The sequence below is a fragment of the Saccharopolyspora sp. ID03-671 genome, assembly GCF_045278815.1.
GTDB classification, from domain to species: Bacteria; Actinomycetota; Actinomycetes; order Mycobacteriales; family Pseudonocardiaceae; genus Saccharopolyspora; species Saccharopolyspora ipomoeae.
Genome location: NZ_CP134054.1, coordinates 3,149,183 through 3,167,587 on the forward strand (window position 1 = coordinate 3,149,183; position 18,405 = coordinate 3,167,587).

Genomic DNA, 18,405 nt, shown 5'->3' on the forward strand with positions numbered 1-18,405 from the left:
GTTGATGCCGCTGTTGAGCGAGAAGTATCTTCGCCAGGCACTACGCCAGTGCGGGCGGCGGTCGTCCAGCGCCGGGGCCGACGGGATGACCTGGGCTGACCTTCGCAGGCAGGCACGAGAAGCACTTCCGGATCTCGCAGCGCAGCTCGCTGCAGGAACATGGCGCCCTGGCCCGCTTCGCGAACTGGTGATTCCCACCTATACCGGGAAATTCATGCCGACTGTGATCCCCACGGTGGTCGATCGACTCGTGCACCGAGCGGTGCGGAACGCGGTCGAGCCGATCCTGGAGACCCGGGCATTCGCCGGCTGGGTCTCCGGCTACCGGCCACGGCGGAACCGCAACACAGCACTGCGCCACGCCGCGGAATTCCTCACCTGCGGATACCGATGCGTGGCCGACCTCGACGCCGCCAAGGTCTCCGAGGGAGTCGCTGTCGACGAAGCGGTGGATTGGTTCGCCGAGTACGTCTACGACGGCACGTTCCTCCGTCTTCTCCGCACCGTGCTCGCCGGGTTGCCTAGTCCCGTGGTGCCAGGGTCCGGTCTGGCACCGCTCCTGATCAACCTCCGTCTATCGCAAGTAGATAGACGACTCACAGGGCTTCGGGTCGTGCGATTCGCCGACAACTACTGCGCATTCACCGAAACGGTGTCTGCCGCCGAGGAAACAGCCTGGTGCATCAGCGATGCCATGGCCGCAGTGCGTCTGGAACCGAACACGGCCAAGAGCCGCATTCGGCGCGAGGCCAATGCCGAAGATCTCTTCTTGATCGATGGATAGCGCGATGAGTCTCGATTGGATCGAAACCCCGGGCGGCACCTGCTTGTTCGGAGACCAGGCACGCCCCGTCACGGTGCCCACGCTGCTGTGGACACGCACGCCGATCACCCAAGAACAGCTGGGCGACAACCCGCACCAGCAACGCCCAGTCACCGATATCGACCAGGCCACGGCTGCTCACATCGCGTCCCAGCTCGGAGGAAGGCTACCCCGATCGGTGGAGTGGGAGTGGATGGCCTCCGGCGCCAAACGACGAGTGTGGCCATGGGGCGACGCCCCATGGGGTCCCGAAATGGCCAACCTCCAGGACTCAGGACATGGAGATACAACCGATGTGACCGCCCATCCCGACGGGGCAACACCCGACGGGCTGCTCGACGTGGCAGGGAACGTCTGGGAGTGGACCGCCAGCTGCACCATGGGCGACGGATTCGTGATCCGCGGTGGCTCCTACGCCTCGCCGCCCCTGTACGCGCAGTGCACGTTCCTCAACTCCGCCCCGGCCGAACTCCGTTCGCCCGGCATCGGGTTCAGGGTGGTCCGCGAACCATGACCGCACCCGTTCCCGTCGAACGCGGCTTGATCATCGCGGGCTGCTCGCGGCGGAAGAAGCCGACAGAGAAACCCATACCCGCCTTGGACCTCTACGAGGGCGGGTGCATACCCGGACTTCGAGATCGCCTCGGAGACGACACCCGATTTCGCCAGCGGATACGGATCATCTCGGCGCTCTACGGCTTGCTCCACGCCGACTCGCCCGTCGTCCACTACGACCGCCGCCTGACCAACCTTGCCGACGCCGACGCCCTGCGCCAGCACGTAGCTCCGCATCTCAATGATCAGTTGGGTGCCGTGACCCACGTGTTGGCACTGGTCGAACCCCTCTACCTCTTCGCCCTGGAGCCCGTGGTGAACCGCCTCGACGCCATCCGCCTGTACTGGATCGCTGCCCCACGGGATTGGCATCGGGCCGCAGCTGTCCTCGACACCTGGGGGTGGACATGACCTCCTCGCTCAGTAACACCTTGCTCCACCGCGGAAACGACCACACGAGTCACACCCGGGAGTTCGAGCGCGCCACAGGAGTCGCATGGCATCACCCCGTTCCTGCCAATTGGGTCGGCGGTCGGCGCCTATCGGTGGTCCTTCCCGCACGCAACGTTGACTACTGCCTGCCGAAGGTCCTCGACGCGCTGCAAGCGCAACCCTACGGTCGGCGCTTCGAGGTGATCGTCGTTGACGACGCCTCCACCGACACAACCGCGAAGGTCATCGCCACGCATCCGGCCGTCACCACAGGGCTACGGCTTCCCACCCGTTGCGGTGCAGCTACCGCCCGCAACCTGGGCACCTACCTTGCCCAAGGCGAAACCGTGCTCTACGTCGATGCCGACATGCTCCTACCGCCCGGGACCGTGGCAGACCTCGGTGCGCGCGCCACCGACCACACCGTTCTCACCGGATTCCGCCACAACCTGCGGTACGGCGTTGCTCCGGACGCCGACCCCGAGCTTGCCGCGGACCACCGAGTCACCTGGCGACCACCAGTGAACACCCCTTTGCTCTACAGCGGCATCACCCTGCGAGAACCCATCGACGGCCAGCCGCTAGAGCACACCCGCGACTTTCGCGATCTGGGGCACGGCCGGACGTATTACGACTGGGACCTGCCCCGCATGGTCGTCACTGCGCTGCTGGCCGTGCCCCGCACCGCAGTCCTGGACGTCGGCGGCTTCGACCCAGAGTTCGGGCGCATCGGCTGGGGCATGGAGGACACCCATCTTGGCGCCAGCCTCATCGCCGCCGGGCTCCTGGTTATCCCGCTGCGCCAAGCTGTCGGATTCCATCTCGATCCACCCGACGCCGCCGAGCAATGGCAGCACAAGCTCAGCACCTGGCACGCCACGCTGGTCCGCTATCGCGCCCTGCTTGCGGAGCCAGCCCGCTCCGGCCAGAGCGCCAAATTCACCGCCTCGATGAACTCCCTGTTGCACACCTGCGAGGTTTTGCGATGACAACGCTTCAGCACACCACGGCCGCCGCTACGACGCATCGAGTCTTCGCCACCGGTGCGTGCGGCCACACCCGCTATGTCCATGACCCGTTGACGGGGCTGACACACCGCACCGAGGACTTGATCGCCCTCGGGCGCGCCCACCTGCCCAGCGATTCGGTGGCGAGCTTGCCCACCATCCACCCCGGCGAGCTGGATCGCGACGTTCCAGTCAGCGTGTGCTGGTCCCCGCTCGTGCGCTGCAACCTCGCCTGCCCTCACTGCCTGGATGACAAGACGGTCCGCGAACTCGTCCGAGCCGATCGTCTGCGGATCGCAGCCGTGCTCGGCGAGTCTGGCGTCTTGGCTGTGGACCTCTCCGGAGGCGAGCCGCTGCTGCTGCGTGACCTCGGCGACCTCGCGGCCACGCTGACCAGCGCCGGGTGCGTGGTCAGCGTGACCACCAACGGTTGGCATCTGCAGCGCCGTGCCGAAGCACTGGCCGGACAGGTCGACGCCGTACGGGTCAGCCTGGACGGTTCCGAGGCAGATTCCCATGACCGCTGGCGCGGAGCGGGCAGTTTTCACCGTGCTGTCGCCGGCGTCCGAGCCGCTGTTGCCCACGGCATCCCCACGCAGCTGCAGATCGTCCTGATGGCCTCCACTCGCGGCAGTGCGCAACGCATGGTCGACCTCGCTGCGGACCTGGGGGCACAAGGGGTGACCTTCCTGCAGATGCTTGCGATCGGCGAGGGCACCACGCTGGCAGGAGCCGAACAACTCACCGATGAGGAAGCCGCCGCCACCGTCACCGACCTCGACATCCCCGACGCCGTCACTGTCCGGCTGCGGACCCGCGACGACGCAGGGGGCTTCACCGTCGTCCGAGCCGACGGGCGCGTGTGGCGCAACGACCCGACTGCCAACCACATCACCACCCTGCGCGCCTTGACCAACCCCTCCGACTTGGCGCTGACCGGCAGGGACGGTTCGGCATGAGCACCACCTCGACCGCTCCAGATCGCGTCTTCGAGCGCCACCGCCTGTGGCAGCTGCACAACTCCGTGATGCTGCAGGCGTGCGACCTGCTGGCCACCGCAGCTGGTCAACTCACCACCAGCGCCGGCATGGACAAGGTCAGCGCGGTGATCGGTATTGCGCACGGCGGGACCACTCCTGCCCACCGCATCGCCGCGCGCCTGAACGTGCAAACGCACATCGTCCGCGCCAGCCACAACGCCACCGACGCGCCGTACAGCCCGGCAACCGGAACCGTGACCTGCGACCTCGACTCCCGGCAGCTCGATCGGCTCACAGGAACCGTGCTGGTGGTCGACGACATCTGCGGCACCGGCGCCACCTTCACCGCCGTCCTCGATGCCCTCCGGCCCTGGGCCGAGCCCCACACCCGTTTCCTCACCTGCGCCCTGTGCCGCAACCGCGGCGCACCCACTCCGCCCGACCTCTATTGCTGGGACGTCGCCGACTGGGTCGTATTCCCGTGGGAGGACGTTCCCGCAGGTCACTCGACCACGCCGCTCCCATTTCCGAAACAGGTGATCACGCGTGACTGAAGCACACGACCAACCTCCGTTGACCGTGGCGTTCCTGCTCGCGTCCTACACGCCCAACGCACCGGCAGGCATGGAACGCGCCACCGCGGCCTTGGCGCAGGGTCTGCGCCGGCTCGGCCATCACGCGATGATCCTCACCGCCGCCGAGCAGCCGAAACTCGACCCCGACGTCATCCAGCTCAACACCCTCGCCGCCTCGTTCCCATGCGACGACGACACGCTGCGCCGAGCCATTCACGAGGCAGGCGACCGGCTGCACCGAGAGATCACCGCCACGTTCGATGCGCACGGCGTCGACATCGCGGTGTACGTGGACTCCCTGTGGGGCCTAGGGCGGGTGGCTGTCCAGCATCGAGCTCGCTCGGTCCTCGCCACACACGTCATCGGGCACGACGAGGACCTGGCCGTCGCGTTAGCCAGCGTCGAGCACGTGATCGCCCCATCGAGCACGGTGTTCGACCAAGCCCGCGAGCGGGGCTATGACACCGATGGCTGGTGGGTGATCCCCAACGGCCTGCTGCACGAGCATCCATGCCCGGACGAGGCTGCTCGGGAGACGCTGCGCAGGCGAGGCCCGATCCGAGTACTGGGCCGTCTCGGGGCAGAGAAAAACATCCCAGCTCTGGTCAATGAGGCGCGGTCGCTCGAACGTCCGGCCGAGGTTGTGGTCGCCGATGCCGGGTTCGAGACCGCACCCGGAGCCCAAGGCGACGAGTGGGCCCGGTGCAAGCACGCGGCAGCGCACAGCCCCTTGGTGTACCTGCGATCAGGCGGTATCAGCTGGGCGCGGGTGCCCGACTGGCTTGCCGAGGCGGCCGTGGTGATCGTGCCCTCCCAGCGAGAGTCCTTCGGGCTCGTCGCACTGGAGGCCATGTCGGTGGGCACCCCCGTGGTCTGCTTCGACATCGACCACCTGCCCTCCCTGGTCGGTACAGGCCCCGAAGCGGGCGGCGTGGTCGTCCCGCGGGCAGGTGGTGAACACGCGCTGTGGAAGGCTGCCGAGGACCTGCTGCGTGATCCGGTACGCTACCGGCACCTGTCCAGGGCTGCGTACTACCGGACGAGGGACTTCCAGCCCACCACAGTCGCCGAGTTGTTTGTAAAGGCGGTGCGGTGATGTCTGCTCAAGTCCCATTGTTGCTGGTCGACGGCCACAACCTGCTCTGGAGAGCAGCCTTCGGGTTTCCCGCGGAGATCCGCTCGCGGGACAAAACCCGTGACCTCACCGCCCCCTTCGGCTTCTTCGCCCTGCTACGGGTCGCGATCCGCGACGAGCTGTCGGCGGCCCCCGAGGTGATCGTGGTCTTCGATGGTGAGCACGGCTCGGTCGAACGCCAGGACTCCGATGCCGACTACAAGGCAAACAGGGAGCTCGACGACGGTGCGCGCAAGGCCCTGGAAGCGATCCCGGTAGTCCAGCGTGGACTCGACCTCTACGGCATCCCGTGGATCGAGATCGAGACCGCCGAAGCCGACGACGTCATCGCCACCCTCATCACACACACGCGTGACCGACCCGCGTGGATCTTCTCCACCGATCGCGACTACTACCAGCTGCTCAATGAGCAGGCCCGAGTGCTCAACACGGCGATGCACCCCGGCAAGAGGCACATCGGCCCCGACGACGTGGCCGCCCGCTACGGCGTAGGTCCAGCGCAATGGCCATCATTCTGTGCGCTGAAAGGCGATCCCGCCGACAACATTCCCGGCGTCCGCGGCATCGGCGCGGCCACCGCTGCCCGGCTTCTCGCCGGAGGGCTCAGCCTGGATGACCTGCCGGCCTCCGGTCGGCTCACCGGTGCCAAGGGGAAGCTCGTCGAGCAGCAGTGGCGGCAGGTCTTGGCCTGGCGTGACCTCATCCGCATGCGCACCGACCTGCCGTCGCCGCTGGCACCCACCGGTGACGCCAGCGCTGAGTTGCCCAAGCCAGCCGAAGTGATCGAGAAGCTGGAGCTGTGGTGATCGACTCAAACCCCGCAACCAGCCCGGCGTCCGTGCTCACGGTCATGGCCCACCCTGACGACGCCGAGCTGTGGGCCGGCGGAACGCTCGCTCATCTCGCTCAGGCAGGCGCTGCCGTGACCATCGCGGTTCCCGAACACGCCGATGCCACGCGCAACGCGGAAGCTGCTGCAGCCGCACACGTGCTGGGGGCCACGTACCATCCGTACCCGACCGTCAATGCGAACACGCTGCACGACTTGCTCGACGCGACTCGTCCCGAGATCGTCATCACGCATCCGCTAGAGGACGTACATCCCGATCACCGGCACCTGGCGGCCACGCTGACCGCGGCCCTGCCCGAGATCGTGATCGCGACCGGCTTCCCACGCCGGGTCTACACCGGCGATACCTACAACGGGCTCACCGTTGACGGTCCGGTCGCCGCGCACCGCATCATCGACGTCACCGACACCTGGGACATCAAGATGCAGGCGCTCGCCGAGCATGCCTCACAGCCCATCGCCGAGCATTTCGGCCCCATGGCCGAAACCCTGGGCCGTCTGTGGGGCAGCCGCATCGGCACCGGGTATGGCGAGAACTTCGCTCCGCTGCCCGTTCTCGGCCGCATCCCAGCAGCCACCACGCTCTGACTCACCACAGCCACTCCTGGGGACATCACTATGGAAACCACCGGGCAGACGCGCGTCCTCGACGAAGCCGTCTACCAATACAGCACCTTGACCACCACCGACCAGCTCGAACGCATCACGAGGGTGGTCTCCTCCGGAGCGCTCAGCGCCATCGCCGGAGACCAGGTCCGCGAGTTCGAGCAGCACGTCGCCGGGCACCTCGGCCGCCACGGCGCGGTCGCCACCGCTTCTGCCACGGCAGCCCTCGAACTCCTCCTGGAGTGCCTTCCCCAGCGCGAAAACGTCGAACGGGTCGTCATCCCCGAGGTCTGCTGGATCTCGGTCCCCACCGCCGTCCTCCGCAGCGGCCGAACACCGACCATCGCCCCCGCAACCAACGACCTCACCCCGTACTGGGAACAGATCGAACCCCTGCTCCATGAACGCACCACTGCGGTGATCCTTGCGCACCTCCGAGGCCGCCCGGCCCCGGACACCCAACGCATCGCCGATGAACTCACCCAACGCGGCATCACGCTCATCGAGGACTGCGCCCAAGCCTGGGGCACCACCCACAACCAGCAGCCAGTCGGGCATCACGGTCTGGCCGCGGTGTTCTCGACCGAAACCCACAAACTCGTCGCCACCGGGGAAGGCGGGGTCATCGCCACCGACGACAGCCACCTACTGCACGCAATGCGGGCCGTCGGCGGCAACACCCGCCTCGCGCTCCCCGACACGGCCCAAGGCCGAGGCAACGTCCGAATGAGCGAGATCACCGCAGCGAGCGCCCTGCCCCAGCTCAACTACCTCGATGACCTGCGGCAAGCCCTGCGCCCACTCCAGGATGCGCTGATCGACCGGATCGAGGACGTGCCGATAACACGCAGCATTCTCCCCACCTCGGTCGAGCAGTCGCCCGACCTCGGCGCCGACGCATCGAACGGATCGCTCGTCGGCGTCTGGCTCCCCACGCCTCGTCACGCCCACCGCGTCGCCGACCAGCTGTTCCGGTCGGGCATCCGCCACTGGTGGCCAGGACCTGGTGACCCGCACCTGGCCCAGAACTGGCCGAGCACGCCGACCACGTCCATCGGTCACATCGTCGACCCGGCCTGCTACCTCGACATCCAAATCCCCGTGCTCGACGAGTCCCACCATCCGGCGTTCCTCGATCTGATCACCTCCGCCCTGCGTCTGACCGAAGACGAATGCGAGACCGCATGACCAGCCGCCATCAGCCGCCCCTGCGCTGCGCGATCATCGGATGCGGCCAGGCCGCACAGGAATACCTCTCCACGCTCCAGCACACCGCCGACCTCACGATCACCGCGTGCGCGGACATCGATCGCCGCGCCGCAGAAGCGTTCGCTGAGCGCCACGGCATCCCCAAAGCCGGCGACCCCAACGACATCCTCGCTACAAACACCATCGACGTCGCCGTCATCCTCACCCCGCCAGCAACCCACGTCGACCTCGCCTGCCGTGCGCTCGACGCCGGCGCCCACGTCTATGTCGAAAAGCCGCTCGGCCTCACCGCCGCCGACTCCGAGCTACTGCTTCGCACCGCATCCAATAAAGGACTGCTCGTGGGCGCCGCGCCCGACACGGTGCTCGCCCCACCCGCGCGCGCAGCCAGCCACGCATTGGCCACCGACGTCATCGGCACTCCCCTTACTGCCGATGCAGCACTACTGGCACCGGGACCCGAAAGGTGGCACCCAGCACCACAACCGTTCTATGCCTCCGGCGCCGGCCCGCTCGGAGACATGGGCCCGTACTACCTGGCCATGCTGACCTACCTGCTCGGTCCCATCGACTACGTCGAAGCCACCACGACCTCGACCCGCAGCGAACGCACCATCCGGACCGGCCCCCACGCAGGCAACACCTTCCGAGCCGGCGCCCCGACCCACGTAATCACGCTCCTGCGCACCCGCAGCCAAGCCCTCATCACGCTGACCACGAGCTTCGACATCGCGGCCACCGCGCGCCCGCATGTGGAGATTTACGGCACCGACGGCTCGCTCGTGCTACCGGACCCCAACTTCCACGACGGCCCCGTGCGCTACCGCCGCCGAGGAGAGCAGAACTGGCAGGAACTCCCGCAGGGTGACGCGGCCGACCCCACCGGTCGCGGACTCGGCGTGCTGGAACTCGTCGACTCCATCCGCAACGACGCCTCGGACTGCCGCAGCGGCCACCACGCCCACCACGTCGTCGAGATCATCGAAGCCATCGAGTTCGCGCGCACGAGCGGACATCCCGCCGAGCTCCGACTGCTACGAGAGGAGCGGGGTGCGAGCCTACGCTGACATCTCCACTGCGTGGCAGCGCTTGGCCACCTACCTCGGAACGGGATTTCGCCCCGAACTCACGGACTTCACCACGTTGCGGACGTTCCTTGACACCGAGTGGGCACACCTCGGGGATGCCTTCTACAAACAGAGCGTGGGCTACCTCTACGACTTGACCCACTTCCACTACATGGGAGTCAAAGACCCGTTCTTCGCCTTCCTGCTGAAATTCGCACGCGAACACAGCATCACCGATGTCGCCGACGTCGGATGCGGGATCGCACTGGACACCCAAGCCCTGCTGCAAGCCGGTCTCGACGTGCACGGTTACGACCTCGACAACCCAAGCTTGGATTACGCACTCTGGCGACTGAACCGCGATCTCGACGCAGCGCACCGTATCCACGCTCTTCACCAGCTTCCCGGCCGGCATCATCGACTCGCCTACGCCGTCGACGTCCTTGGACACGCTGAGGACCCACCTGACCTGATCGAGCTGCTGTTCACCACGGCGGACTACGTCTGCCTCAACCTCGCACCCCACGACCCGGACCATCGTTACGGCCCTGCCGATCTCCACCCAGTCTTGGATCACGAGCGCGTCCTTGCCGACCTCAGCAAGCATGGCGACCTCGTCCGCCTGGGCGCGCAACCACCCAACGTCCTCACTGTGTGGCGCTCGGACGTACGGCGTTAACAACAGGACGGCCTGCCTATGCCGACCAGGTCCATCCTCAGTGCGGCTCACCTGCGAACGAGAAGCGTTCCAGAACACGCCATCGATACTGGTGGTCGGCGCGGTACAGATCGACCAGCCGCAGCTCGGTGATGACGATCTCGGCCGATGGCACCGACCGCGCCTCGCGAGCTGCCGCGATGAACGGGTCGGGGGGCTGCACCCGGTTGCTGTAGGCAATGCCCACGTGCGGGCGGTACAAGCTCAGCGGGTCGACCCCGTCGTAGCCGGAGGCCGCGGACACCGCGTGGTACAGGGACAGCAGCGGCGACCACGGCGCGACGCTGAAGCGAAGAGCACCGGGTGAGCCGGCCAGAGGCAGCAGTCGGACGTGGAAGGGGCTGGTTGTCCGGCAGTGCTCGCGGACGGTGGCGACCGCATTGTCGAGAGTACCGACCTGGACTTCATCGACGTACCCGAAGCGCCGCACGGTCAGGTGCAGGCTCTCCGGAGGAATGCGATCCAGGCCGTCTTCCGGGAGGACCGCCTGGCACCGTTGACTCAGCTCGACGGCGTGAGGTTCGCCGTCCAGGGCGATCATCCAGTGATACGAGCGCCGATGGGGTCGGTCCCAGTGGCACAGCATCTGGTCGATCTGCTCGAACGCGGCTTGATCATTGCGAGCGACGCTGGTGGGATCATCGGGGTCGGTTGGCGGCCTGGTCGGGAAGGTCGAGCTGTACGAGGCGCCCATGCGGTGCACACCTACCTGTCTCCGAGAGCCAGCCCTCAACCGGTCCGGCCAGAGATGGCCTGGACCTCGGGGCGATCGCGCCAGGTGCGGAGTTGGTCAGTGAACTCGATGACCTGCGGTTCGTTGGCCCAGCGCTGGGTGAGTCCGTGCAAGGTGTTGGCCCGCTGCCAGACCGATCGGATCGGTTGGTCAGCGCACACACGCAACGCTTCCCGTCCCAGTGCAAGAGCCTGCTCCAGGTCCGCGTCCTGCTGTCGGAGCACGGCCGTGGCGATGTCGAGCCGGACCAACGCCCGACTCCAGTCTGAATCCGCGTGTTCGACGGCGGGATCGATGTCGCCGGTATAGTGCAGCACGCGTGGAGTATCGCCCAGAGGGACGTAGGCAGTCGCGGCGTTCGCGGCCACCCTGGCGTAGCCGTATGGCTCGAAGGAGATGCACGGCGTGAGTTCGGGGTCCACGTCGTATCGATCGAGCAGCGCAAGGGCATGTCCTATTGCCGCATCGGCCCCGGCGCGATCGCCGAGCTGGCCGAGTGCCCGAGCCTCACCGTTGGCCAGGAGGCGAATGCTTTGGGGGCTGTTGGGCGCCAAAGCATGGCCCCGCGCCGCGTCAGCGTGGGCGCGGACGAAGTCAGCTTGGTAGTAGGCACCCAGTGATCGGGTGCCCCATACCCAGACCTGCAGGCCGATGTCCTCGATCTCGATGGCGAGATGCAGCGCTTCCGCGCAGTACTCGCTAGCGAGCCGGAACCGGCCGGTGTTGACGGCCATGTAGCCCAGCAGCCCGGCAAGCTGTGCTGCCACGCGGTGTAGTCGGTAGCGGGTTCGCAGGAGCTGACGGCCGCACAGCAGCTGGTGGACTTGACGGCGCAAGCGCGCTGTGGGTGGTCCCAGTTCGGAAGGACCGCATTGCTCGTAGTCGGCAACGATGCGTTGCACCTGGTCTTCCAGAAGTCGCACCTGGCCCTCACCGACGTTCGAATCCTGCAGCTCGTGAAGCTGCAGCAACACCTCGTCCGGATCGTCCCAGGACGAGGCGGCTCGACGCTCCGACGTCTGGCGGGGAGCGGAAACCCGTTCAGCGGTGACCTCACGAAGCAACTCGTCGAACTCGCTGGGCATCAACCCGAGCACCGCCCGGATGCGCGAGCACTGTTCAGGCAAGGGGACGACCACGCCGCTCTCCCAACGCCAAACGGTGCTGCGCTCGACCCCGACCACATCCGCGAAGCTCTCCTGCGTATAGCCCAGACCGGCGCGGCGCGCAGCCAAACCACGTCGCTGATGCGCCATGCCCACCCCGCTTCGCCAAGAACGTCTCGCGACCCTACAACCTACTGGCCGTGCCCCCATTCGATCAGGTGATTGTAGTGCTCCCGGCTATGGCACCCGCGCAGGTCAGGCATGCGCGTGCAGCCGAGGTGCAGCATTTGTGCAGCAAATGTGCTCTGGTCTTCCACCTCGCGAGCGAGTTGACTGCCAAATCGGTTGCGGCGAGGCGCCCCGGCCCGCCCCCTCCCTCAACGCCTCGCCGCAACCCACCGCACTTGCAGCCAACCCGTGAACCGGTACCGCCACGTCATGAACTCCAATCACCAGCCCGCAACGTTCCCAGCGGAGGTCGACGAGCTGTTGACCGCGGTCGCCCGTGACGGCTTCACGTTGCGCTACTGCAACGGACCGCATCAGCCCACGCTGATCGTCGGAACCTACGACTGGGGACCATTCGTCGACCTCGTCGTACTCCGCGGACTCGACGACGTGATCAGTGCCCGAGTGCCGACCGCGGACATCACGGACATCTTCATGCCCGAGGTCATCGTGTGGCTGTACGCATCCGACGCCCGACGGGCGCTGCAAGCGCTGCTCGACCTACCTCACCCGGACCACCCACAAGCACCGACGAAGCCGGCGCCCGCTCCCCCCGCGCTGCATGTCCCGGCCGCACGCGAATGCCCGGTAACCGTCCGCCCGCCGTCAGCACTGGCTGCTCGCGCGCGACGCGTGCGCCTCGGCGCAGCTTTGCTCGCTGACACCACCGAAGTCCCAAGTGAAATCGGGTGAGCCGTGAACTACCGGATCGGAAAATGCTTCACCTTCGATGCAGCGCACTGCCTGCCGAGTTTGCCCGCCGACCACAAATGCTCCCGCCTCCACGGACACACCTACACCGTGGAGATCGTGCTATCCGCGGCGAGTTTGACTCCACCGGGGTTCGTCACGGACTTCGGCGAGCTACGGCCGCTTCGCCAGTACCTCGACACCACGATGGATCACCAACACTTGAACAAGGTTCTCGACATCGAGCCGACCAGCGAAAACCTCGCACGTCACATCGCCGACTGGTTCCGAGCGAACGTCGAGCCGACGATCCCGGCGCGCCTGGAGACGGTACGCGTCCACGAGACCCCCACCAGCTGGGCCGAGTATCAGGCGCCGAAACCATGAGCACGCTGACTGATCGTGTCGTGCGCCCTCTGCTTGTGTCGGAATACTTCGGTCCCACCCTGCAAGGGGAAGGTCCCTCGACAGGAAGGCGGGCGCTGTTCATCCGGCTCTCGCGCTGCAACTTGTCCTGCCCTGGTTGCGACACTCCCTACACCTGGGACTGGTCTCGTTTCGACCCGAGCCGGGAGTCTCAGAGGATCACAGCCGACGACTCCTCCGGTGGGCCACTGCCCAGTCCGTCGATCTCGTGGTGGTCAGTGGTGGCGAGCCGCTACTTCAGCAGCAACCACTGTGCCCCCTCGTTCGATCCCTAGCCGGCGCAGGACACCGCGTCGAGATCGAGACCAACGGCACCATCGTCCCGAGTTCAGACATCATCGACGCCGTAAGCCAGTTCAATGTGTCTCCCAAGACTGAATCGTTCGCTGGAACCGCGGTAAGCAGGAGCAATCGGATTAATCCGGAGTCCCTACGTGCACTCGCTTCATCAGGGAAATCGATTTTCAAATTCGTGGTCTCCAGCGAGCGCGACCTGGACGAGATTTCACGCTGCGCGGATGAATTCGACCTTTCCCCAGTTTGGATCATGCCTGAAGGAACGACGCGCGAATCAGTCCTCAGCAAGATGTCCTGGCTAGCCGACGAAGCAGTTCACAGGAGCTGGAACCTCTCCACTCGATTGCACATCATCCTATGGGGCGATGAACGTGGACGCTGATGCAGGAGCACCACTGAACGAGGAACGGCCGTACCGGTTTTCCTTCAACCAAATCCAAGTGGAATCACGGAGACCAAAAACGTAGCGATTGCTATGGCCGGCCCGTGCGGATGATCGCCACTCCTTTCCCTCGTCTTACGACATATCAATCCCACAAAGTGCACGCCCAGGCTGATGAGACAGATCAGAAATAGACCATAAAGCGGACTCGGCCATCCCGACCAACCGAGCACAGCGCCTGCCACCAGGGCGAGCTTCACGTCGCCCCCACCCAATTGACCGGGAGCCGCAATGTAGAGCAGAAAGTAGAAGACCAGAAACCCGGCAGCCCCAAGCAACGACGTCAGGGCAGACTCCCACTGCTGTCGCCAGATCGCATCAACGAGCACTGCACCGGACGTTGAAACGCCGCACACTGCCACGAGCCAGTTCGGCATGCGGCCAGTTCGCAGATCATGGATGGCCAACGGTACCGCGGTGGTGAAGAACGTCGCCGGGACGACCAGGATAGGAAACAGGGAACCAGCCCAAATCCCGGCGACCGGCAGAGCACCAACCGCAAGAACAATCTGGGCGACGAGTTGCTGGGCGGGGACACCTCGCTCGCGTCGACCAACCGCCAACGCAAGCGAACTTGCGGCAAGCAATGCGGCGAACAGCCCGACGAGCATGCTCATGACCTGAGGCCGACATAGGCGGCCGACTCCACATCCCGTTGGCACGAGTACGAAAGGGCCACTTTCCGGAACCCACCGCCTGCTTTCTTGGCCTCGTACATTGCCTCGTCGGCAATGCTCAGTGCTTGGCTCAGGTCAGTGGAATCAGCTGGGCCACACGTACAGACCACACCGATCGATACCCGAACCGGGATCGCATGACCATCACCTGGGAGACGAACAGGCGCCTCCACCATCGCGAGAACTTCCTCCCAAGCGACTCCTGAGGCTGCCACAGTCACGATCTCGTCCCCACCCGCACGACCGATCAGCGCCTCTGCGCCGAGCGCATCGCGCATCCTGGATGCCACCAGCCGCAGTATGCAGTCACCAACAAGGTGGCCGTAAGAATCGTTGATCTGTTTGAACCCGTCGATGTCCAGTAGAGCAAAGTCGACCGGGACTCGCAGGCACTCAGCCGCGGCAGGCTCCCATGCACGACGCGTAGGGAGGCCCGTGGTCGCATCAGTCAGCGCAGCAGCAACATCGGCCTGCCGCCGCATGTCTGCAGCTTCGAGCTCCTGCCTGTGGCGCTCGCGCTCCCACGCCAAGGTCCGTTCTGCACGAAAGCGGTCCGCGACCCACGCAGCCAGGGTCACTACCGTGACGGTGGTCGAAACGACTTCCTTCACGCCGCCCTCCCAAGATCAGCAAGGGACGGGAAACCGGGGTGCCGCCGTTGCGACGCAGCCTCGTTGATGGTGCGTAGCGAGCGAAGCCACTCACCATCAACCCAGGTGATCGCGTACGTACTCGGGTTTGACATGGCTGCCTCCGAAGGATGGTGACCACCAATGTAGCTCACTATATCGAGCTGATGCAGAAGGATAAGCACAGCATAGTGAGCTATACAACCGGCGGTCCCGCCTTCGCGGTCAAGCCCGATGGCGAGGCCGGACCACAGCACGCCCGCAGCTCAGGACCAGCTCCGGGGAGCGAAGCGTCTGCAGGTCAGCCAGGGGGTCTCCATCGACGGCGATGAGGTCTGCCGCGAGACCCGCCCGAAGCGAGCCAGTACGGTCCGAGAGGCCGAGCACCCGGGCGCTCCCAGTCGTCGCCATCTCCAGAACCGTCGATGGCGGCACGCCGATGTGTTCGTACAGCTCCAGCGTGCTGACCGGATCTCCATGCTGCGAGATCGGCACACCAGCATCGCTGCCAAACAGGATCGGAACGCCTTGTGCCATAAGCCAATTCAAACGACTTGCGATGGCCTGCGACCGCTCAGGACCAAGCATCTCCCACATCTGCCGCCATCCGGAGGGCAACGCTGGAGAGGCCGCGATGCCGGCGCTCGCCATCGCCTTCGCGATGGAATCCCGCACGTCAGGCTTTCCGTCCGCCCCAACGAAGGTGCAGTGCTCGATCGTGTCTACGCCTGCATCAACAGCCGCAGCGATGGTTTCTGTCGCATATGCGTGGATTGCCACAGGCAAGTTGCGCCGGTGCGCCTCGTCGACGATCAGACGAAGCTCTTCCGTCTCGAACTGCGCGTCGGCCATCCCGGGGCCCTCGGGAGTCATCTGCCCCCCGTTTCCCATCACCTTGATCACGTCAGCGCCGAGCTCAGCGTTGTGCCGGATGCGCTCGCGAATCTCCCCAGCTCCGGATACCTCACCTCCGAGGAAGTGGCAGTGCCCTCCCGCCGACGTCAATGGCGCACATGCCGCAAGAATGCGTGGCCCAACAAGCTCACCTCGCTCGATCAGTTCACGCAATCGAGTGATCAGGCCGCGTCGATCACCCAGGTCACGCACGGTCGTCACCCCTGCGACCGCATGTTGCTTTGCACGGTCGGCCATCGATTGAAGAAGATCAGAATCATCGGCGTGAATCAGTGTGTCCACAATGTTCTTGTCGGCGCCGAAGGCCAGATGGACGTGCGAGTTGATCAGCCCAGGGAGGATCGTGCCCTCCGGAAACGCCAATCGCTGGACGTTGTCGGGGGCCTGTGACTCGACGTCGCGAACGGCGCCGACGGCCACGATCACTTTTCCATCAACGAGGACTGCGCCAGGAGAGACCCGCTCTCCACTCGGTCCGATGAGTACCTGCTGAGCGGTCAAGAGCTGCACAGGGAGGCACAGTACGCCCGCTCGCAGCCTGTAGTCGAAACCTCTTGCTGAGCACCATTCCGTCGTTACACTGGCGCTGGGAGGACCTATGGTTGCACCATTTGGGGGATTGCGAGAACGGGGACTGCGCCGCCGGTGCCGTTCGTTGCTGCGCGACCTTGACGTTCCGGCGCCGCTCAACGTGCACGATCTGTGTCGGCGGCTCGGCGAGTCCCGCGGACGCCCCATCGAACTGTACGAGTACCCGATCGAAGTACCGGGGCCCTTTGGCCTCTGGTTCAACCTGCGAGATCGCGACGCCATCTTCTACCAGCAGGAGAGCGTCCCATGGCACCAGGACCATATCGTCCTGCATGAACTGGGGCACCTGCTCTGCGAGCACCCAAGCGACACCGGGATCGTCGATTCAGCAACTGACGCCATTCGCAGAAACCCGCCCGCCGGCCTGAAGTGGGACACCACAGAGGACGAAGGGGGCGACAACGGCGACGTAGGTCGACGTCGGCGCACCTGCTACGACGATCGGCACGAGCGCGAGGCAGAGCTCTGCGCCACGATCATTCAGGAATGGAGTTCAGTTCTCACTGCTGACCCCACTCCCATCAGCGACCCTGGTGAGCAACGCATCAGCGAGAGCCTTACCCATCACCAGGGGTGGCGATAGTGCTCCTCGCGTTCACCGTTCTCCTGTGGGCCGCGACGGCGGTCAAGGCCGTCCAGCTTCTCCGTGCTCCGGACGATCGCCTGCTGCGCACAGTGGCAGGCGGACTCGCAGCAGCGGCGATCGCGTTCACGGTAGGTCGGCGCCCCGTTGAGGCGTGGCTCGATGGACTCGTACTGGGACTGCCGAGCCTAATCCGAAATCTCGGCATGATTGCGGCCTTCTACTCTCTTCTGGCCTTTTTCACATACAGTGCGGCAAAGTCGGCATACGTCTCAAAGGAGATGCGCGTACACCGCATCGTCGTCGGGGGCCTTGCTGCCCTCGCGACCATCGTCTGGGCCGTCTCTCCCGCAGAGATCCGCGCCGATCCGCGCACGGCAGCCAGCGCCGGCCTTCTTCCAGGAACAGCCTTCCAGCTGCTGACGGTTCTAGCGCTGCTCTACGCCATCGCAGGAGGGCTTCGTCGCGTTCTTCGGTACGTCAACTCCAGCCACAGGCGGCATCTCCGGGTCGGCCTCCGCATTCTCGCTGCCGGGCTCGCCGCAGCCTTTCTGGCGAACATGCTCTCAACATGCGTCACTTTGCTCTCGCTTGCCTTGCCACGCGATCACCCGGTGGTGGCGGCTGCCCGAGCGACCTACCTGATAGTGATCATGGTCGCGATTCCCGGATTGGCTATCGGCTTGGCCTACCCGATCGTTGCAGGCATGACACGTGCCGCACCGACCTGGTGGAAACATTGGCGCGAGTACCACGCCCTGCGCCCGCTATGGCGACAAATGCGTCGAGCCTTTCCCACGATCATGCTCCGGCGAACGTTCGGCGCGGTCCGCCCATGGAGCATTCACGCCCGCCGCTATCGCCGTGCGTGCGAGATCCGCGACGCCCTCGTGATGCTCTCGCCCTACTACCCCGTCCATCGGCCAGGTAAGAACGCCTCAGTGACGACGGTGACCGACTTCGCGGAGCAGGTTCGCGAGGCGCTACGGGCCCGGACTGAGGCCCGCGAAGACGGCAGCGAACCCATTGGTGGCCCGGTTCAAGCGCCGGTACCGCAAGGCGGCCTCAGCCGAAGAATGGACGACGACATCCGCTGGCTTGTGGAGCTGTCCCGCGCCCTGTAGGGAAGCC

The 18,405-nt window shown here is 65.6% G+C and carries 22 protein-coding genes; 17 read left to right on the forward strand and 5 right to left on the reverse strand.

Annotated features, from left to right (window positions below; translation table 11 throughout):
* The first annotated feature begins 4 nt into the window (after positions 1-4).
* Genes REH65_RS14315 through REH65_RS14370 form a run of 12 tightly spaced genes read left to right on the forward strand, consistent with a single transcriptional unit; the run spans position 5 to position 9,918 of the window.
* On the forward strand, positions 5-784 hold the full coding sequence (locus REH65_RS14315; protein WP_406692771.1) for a reverse transcriptase domain-containing protein: 780 nt from the start codon (positions 5-7) through the stop codon (positions 782-784).
* Positions 777-1,337 (forward strand): formylglycine-generating enzyme family protein, encoded by a 561-nt coding sequence (locus REH65_RS14320; protein ID WP_406692772.1) that lies wholly within the window; start codon positions 777-779, stop codon positions 1,335-1,337. The genes REH65_RS14315 and REH65_RS14320 overlap by 8 nt, the downstream gene beginning before the upstream one ends.
* On the forward strand, positions 1,334-1,789 hold the full coding sequence (locus tag REH65_RS14325) for a hypothetical protein (protein WP_406692773.1): 456 nt from the start codon (positions 1,334-1,336) through the stop codon (positions 1,787-1,789). The genes REH65_RS14320 and REH65_RS14325 overlap by 4 nt, the downstream gene beginning before the upstream one ends.
* A complete protein-coding gene (locus REH65_RS14330) occupies positions 1,786-2,799 on the forward strand; it encodes a glycosyltransferase family 2 protein (protein ID WP_406692774.1) in 1,014 nt (337 codons plus the stop codon). The genes REH65_RS14325 and REH65_RS14330 overlap by 4 nt, the downstream gene beginning before the upstream one ends.
* The gene (locus REH65_RS14335; RefSeq protein ID WP_406692775.1) at positions 2,796-3,776 is read left to right on the forward strand and encodes a radical SAM protein; all 981 of its coding nucleotides are present in this window, start codon (positions 2,796-2,798) and stop codon (positions 3,774-3,776) included. Before REH65_RS14330 ends, REH65_RS14335 begins: the two co-directional genes overlap by 4 nt.
* Positions 3,773-4,351: a phosphoribosyltransferase gene (locus REH65_RS14340; RefSeq protein WP_406692776.1), complete on the forward strand. Its 579-nt coding sequence runs from the start codon at positions 3,773-3,775 to the stop codon at positions 4,349-4,351. The genes REH65_RS14335 and REH65_RS14340 overlap by 4 nt, the downstream gene beginning before the upstream one ends.
* A complete protein-coding gene (locus REH65_RS14345) occupies positions 4,344-5,468 on the forward strand; it encodes a glycosyltransferase family 4 protein (protein WP_406692777.1) in 1,125 nt (374 codons plus the stop codon). Before REH65_RS14340 ends, REH65_RS14345 begins: the two co-directional genes overlap by 8 nt.
* Positions 5,468-6,313, forward strand: coding sequence for a 5'-3' exonuclease H3TH domain-containing protein (locus REH65_RS14350; RefSeq protein ID WP_406692778.1), 846 nt, complete (start codon positions 5,468-5,470; stop codon positions 6,311-6,313). The genes REH65_RS14345 and REH65_RS14350 overlap by 1 nt, the downstream gene beginning before the upstream one ends.
* Entirely contained in the window at positions 6,307-6,945 is a 639-nt protein-coding gene (locus REH65_RS14355) for a PIG-L deacetylase family protein (protein WP_406692779.1), read from the forward strand. The genes REH65_RS14350 and REH65_RS14355 overlap by 7 nt, the downstream gene beginning before the upstream one ends.
* Positions 6,946-6,975: 30 nt before the next feature.
* A complete protein-coding gene (locus REH65_RS14360) occupies positions 6,976-8,151 on the forward strand; it encodes a DegT/DnrJ/EryC1/StrS family aminotransferase (protein WP_406692780.1) in 1,176 nt (391 codons plus the stop codon).
* Positions 8,148-9,239 (forward strand): Gfo/Idh/MocA family protein, encoded by a 1,092-nt coding sequence (locus tag REH65_RS14365; protein WP_406692781.1) that lies wholly within the window; start codon positions 8,148-8,150, stop codon positions 9,237-9,239. The genes REH65_RS14360 and REH65_RS14365 overlap by 4 nt, the downstream gene beginning before the upstream one ends.
* 22 nt (positions 9,240-9,261) lie before the next feature.
* On the forward strand, positions 9,262-9,918 hold the full coding sequence (locus tag REH65_RS14370; protein WP_406692782.1) for a class I SAM-dependent methyltransferase: 657 nt from the start codon (positions 9,262-9,264) through the stop codon (positions 9,916-9,918).
* 37 nt (positions 9,919-9,955) lie between these two features.
* Here the strand turns inward: REH65_RS14370 and REH65_RS14375 are convergent, their stop codons facing one another.
* Positions 9,956-10,651, reverse strand: coding sequence for a 2'-5' RNA ligase family protein (locus tag REH65_RS14375; RefSeq protein ID WP_406692783.1), 696 nt, complete (start codon positions 10,649-10,651; stop codon positions 9,956-9,958).
* A gap of 35 nt (positions 10,652-10,686) precedes the next feature.
* Complete coding sequence (locus tag REH65_RS14380; protein ID WP_406692784.1) at positions 10,687-11,946, reverse strand: helix-turn-helix transcriptional regulator; 1,260 nt, start codon at positions 11,944-11,946, stop codon at positions 10,687-10,689.
* A gap of 288 nt (positions 11,947-12,234) precedes the next feature.
* Between REH65_RS14380 and REH65_RS14385 the strand changes: the two genes are divergently transcribed.
* The 3 genes from REH65_RS14385 (at position 12,235) to REH65_RS14395 (ending at position 13,819) form a co-directional block, all read left to right on the forward strand.
* Complete coding sequence (locus REH65_RS14385; RefSeq protein WP_406692785.1) at positions 12,235-12,717, forward strand: hypothetical protein; 483 nt, start codon at positions 12,235-12,237, stop codon at positions 12,715-12,717.
* Positions 12,718-12,720: 3 nt separating this feature from the next.
* A complete protein-coding gene (locus tag REH65_RS14390) occupies positions 12,721-13,101 on the forward strand; it encodes a 6-pyruvoyl trahydropterin synthase family protein (RefSeq protein WP_406692786.1) in 381 nt (126 codons plus the stop codon).
* Between the two features lie 247 nt (positions 13,102-13,348).
* Positions 13,349-13,819, forward strand: a complete 471-nt coding sequence (locus REH65_RS14395; RefSeq protein ID WP_406692787.1) for a hypothetical protein — start codon at positions 13,349-13,351, stop codon at positions 13,817-13,819.
* A 44-nt stretch (positions 13,820-13,863) separates the two neighbouring features.
* Here REH65_RS14395 and REH65_RS14400 read toward each other — a convergent pair whose 3' ends face one another.
* From REH65_RS14400 to REH65_RS14410, 3 genes are all read right to left on the reverse strand, one after another.
* Positions 13,864-14,496: a prepilin peptidase gene (locus REH65_RS14400; protein ID WP_406692788.1), complete on the reverse strand. Its 633-nt coding sequence runs from the start codon at positions 14,494-14,496 to the stop codon at positions 13,864-13,866.
* The gene (locus REH65_RS14405; RefSeq protein ID WP_406692789.1) at positions 14,493-15,167 is read right to left on the reverse strand and encodes a GGDEF domain-containing protein; all 675 of its coding nucleotides are present in this window, start codon (positions 15,165-15,167) and stop codon (positions 14,493-14,495) included. The genes REH65_RS14400 and REH65_RS14405 overlap by 4 nt, the downstream gene beginning before the upstream one ends.
* Before the next feature lie 243 nt (positions 15,168-15,410).
* Positions 15,411-16,610, reverse strand: a complete 1,200-nt coding sequence (locus REH65_RS14410) for an amidohydrolase family protein (protein ID WP_406692790.1) — start codon at positions 16,608-16,610, stop codon at positions 15,411-15,413.
* A 145-nt stretch (positions 16,611-16,755) separates the two neighbouring features.
* Here REH65_RS14410 and REH65_RS14415 point away from each other — a divergent pair, with 145 nt between their 5' ends.
* Together REH65_RS14415 and REH65_RS14420 are read left to right on the forward strand one after the other, a co-directional pair.
* On the forward strand, positions 16,756-17,274 hold the full coding sequence (locus REH65_RS14415; RefSeq protein ID WP_406692791.1) for a hypothetical protein: 519 nt from the start codon (positions 16,756-16,758) through the stop codon (positions 17,272-17,274).
* Positions 17,274-18,398 (forward strand): MAB_1171c family putative transporter, encoded by a 1,125-nt coding sequence (locus tag REH65_RS14420; RefSeq protein ID WP_406692792.1) that lies wholly within the window; start codon positions 17,274-17,276, stop codon positions 18,396-18,398. Before REH65_RS14415 ends, REH65_RS14420 begins: the two co-directional genes overlap by 1 nt.
* Positions 18,399-18,405: the final 7 nt, after the last annotated feature.

Coding starts and splice junctions, on each gene's coding strand:
- REH65_RS14315 (WP_406692771.1), top strand. CDS start 5: ATGCCGCTGTTGAGCGAGAAGTATCTTCGCCAGGCACTACGCCAGTGC.
- REH65_RS14320 (WP_406692772.1), top strand. CDS start 777: ATGGATAGCGCGATGAGTCTCGATTGGATCGAAACCCCGGGCGGCACC.
- REH65_RS14325 (WP_406692773.1), top strand. CDS start 1,334: ATGACCGCACCCGTTCCCGTCGAACGCGGCTTGATCATCGCGGGCTGC.
- REH65_RS14330 (WP_406692774.1), top strand. CDS start 1,786: ATGACCTCCTCGCTCAGTAACACCTTGCTCCACCGCGGAAACGACCAC.
- REH65_RS14335 (WP_406692775.1), top strand. CDS start 2,796: ATGACAACGCTTCAGCACACCACGGCCGCCGCTACGACGCATCGAGTC.
- REH65_RS14340 (WP_406692776.1), top strand. CDS start 3,773: ATGAGCACCACCTCGACCGCTCCAGATCGCGTCTTCGAGCGCCACCGC.
- REH65_RS14350 (WP_406692778.1), top strand. CDS start 5,468: ATGTCTGCTCAAGTCCCATTGTTGCTGGTCGACGGCCACAACCTGCTC.
- REH65_RS14360 (WP_406692780.1), top strand. CDS start 6,976: ATGGAAACCACCGGGCAGACGCGCGTCCTCGACGAAGCCGTCTACCAA.
- REH65_RS14365 (WP_406692781.1), top strand. CDS start 8,148: ATGACCAGCCGCCATCAGCCGCCCCTGCGCTGCGCGATCATCGGATGC.
- REH65_RS14375 (WP_406692783.1), bottom strand. CDS start 10,651: ATGGGCGCCTCGTACAGCTCGACCTTCCCGACCAGGCCGCCAACCGAC.
- REH65_RS14380 (WP_406692784.1), bottom strand. CDS start 11,946: ATGGCGCATCAGCGACGTGGTTTGGCTGCGCGCCGCGCCGGTCTGGGC.
- REH65_RS14385 (WP_406692785.1), top strand. CDS start 12,235: ATGAACTCCAATCACCAGCCCGCAACGTTCCCAGCGGAGGTCGACGAG.
- REH65_RS14400 (WP_406692788.1), bottom strand. CDS start 14,496: ATGAGCATGCTCGTCGGGCTGTTCGCCGCATTGCTTGCCGCAAGTTCG.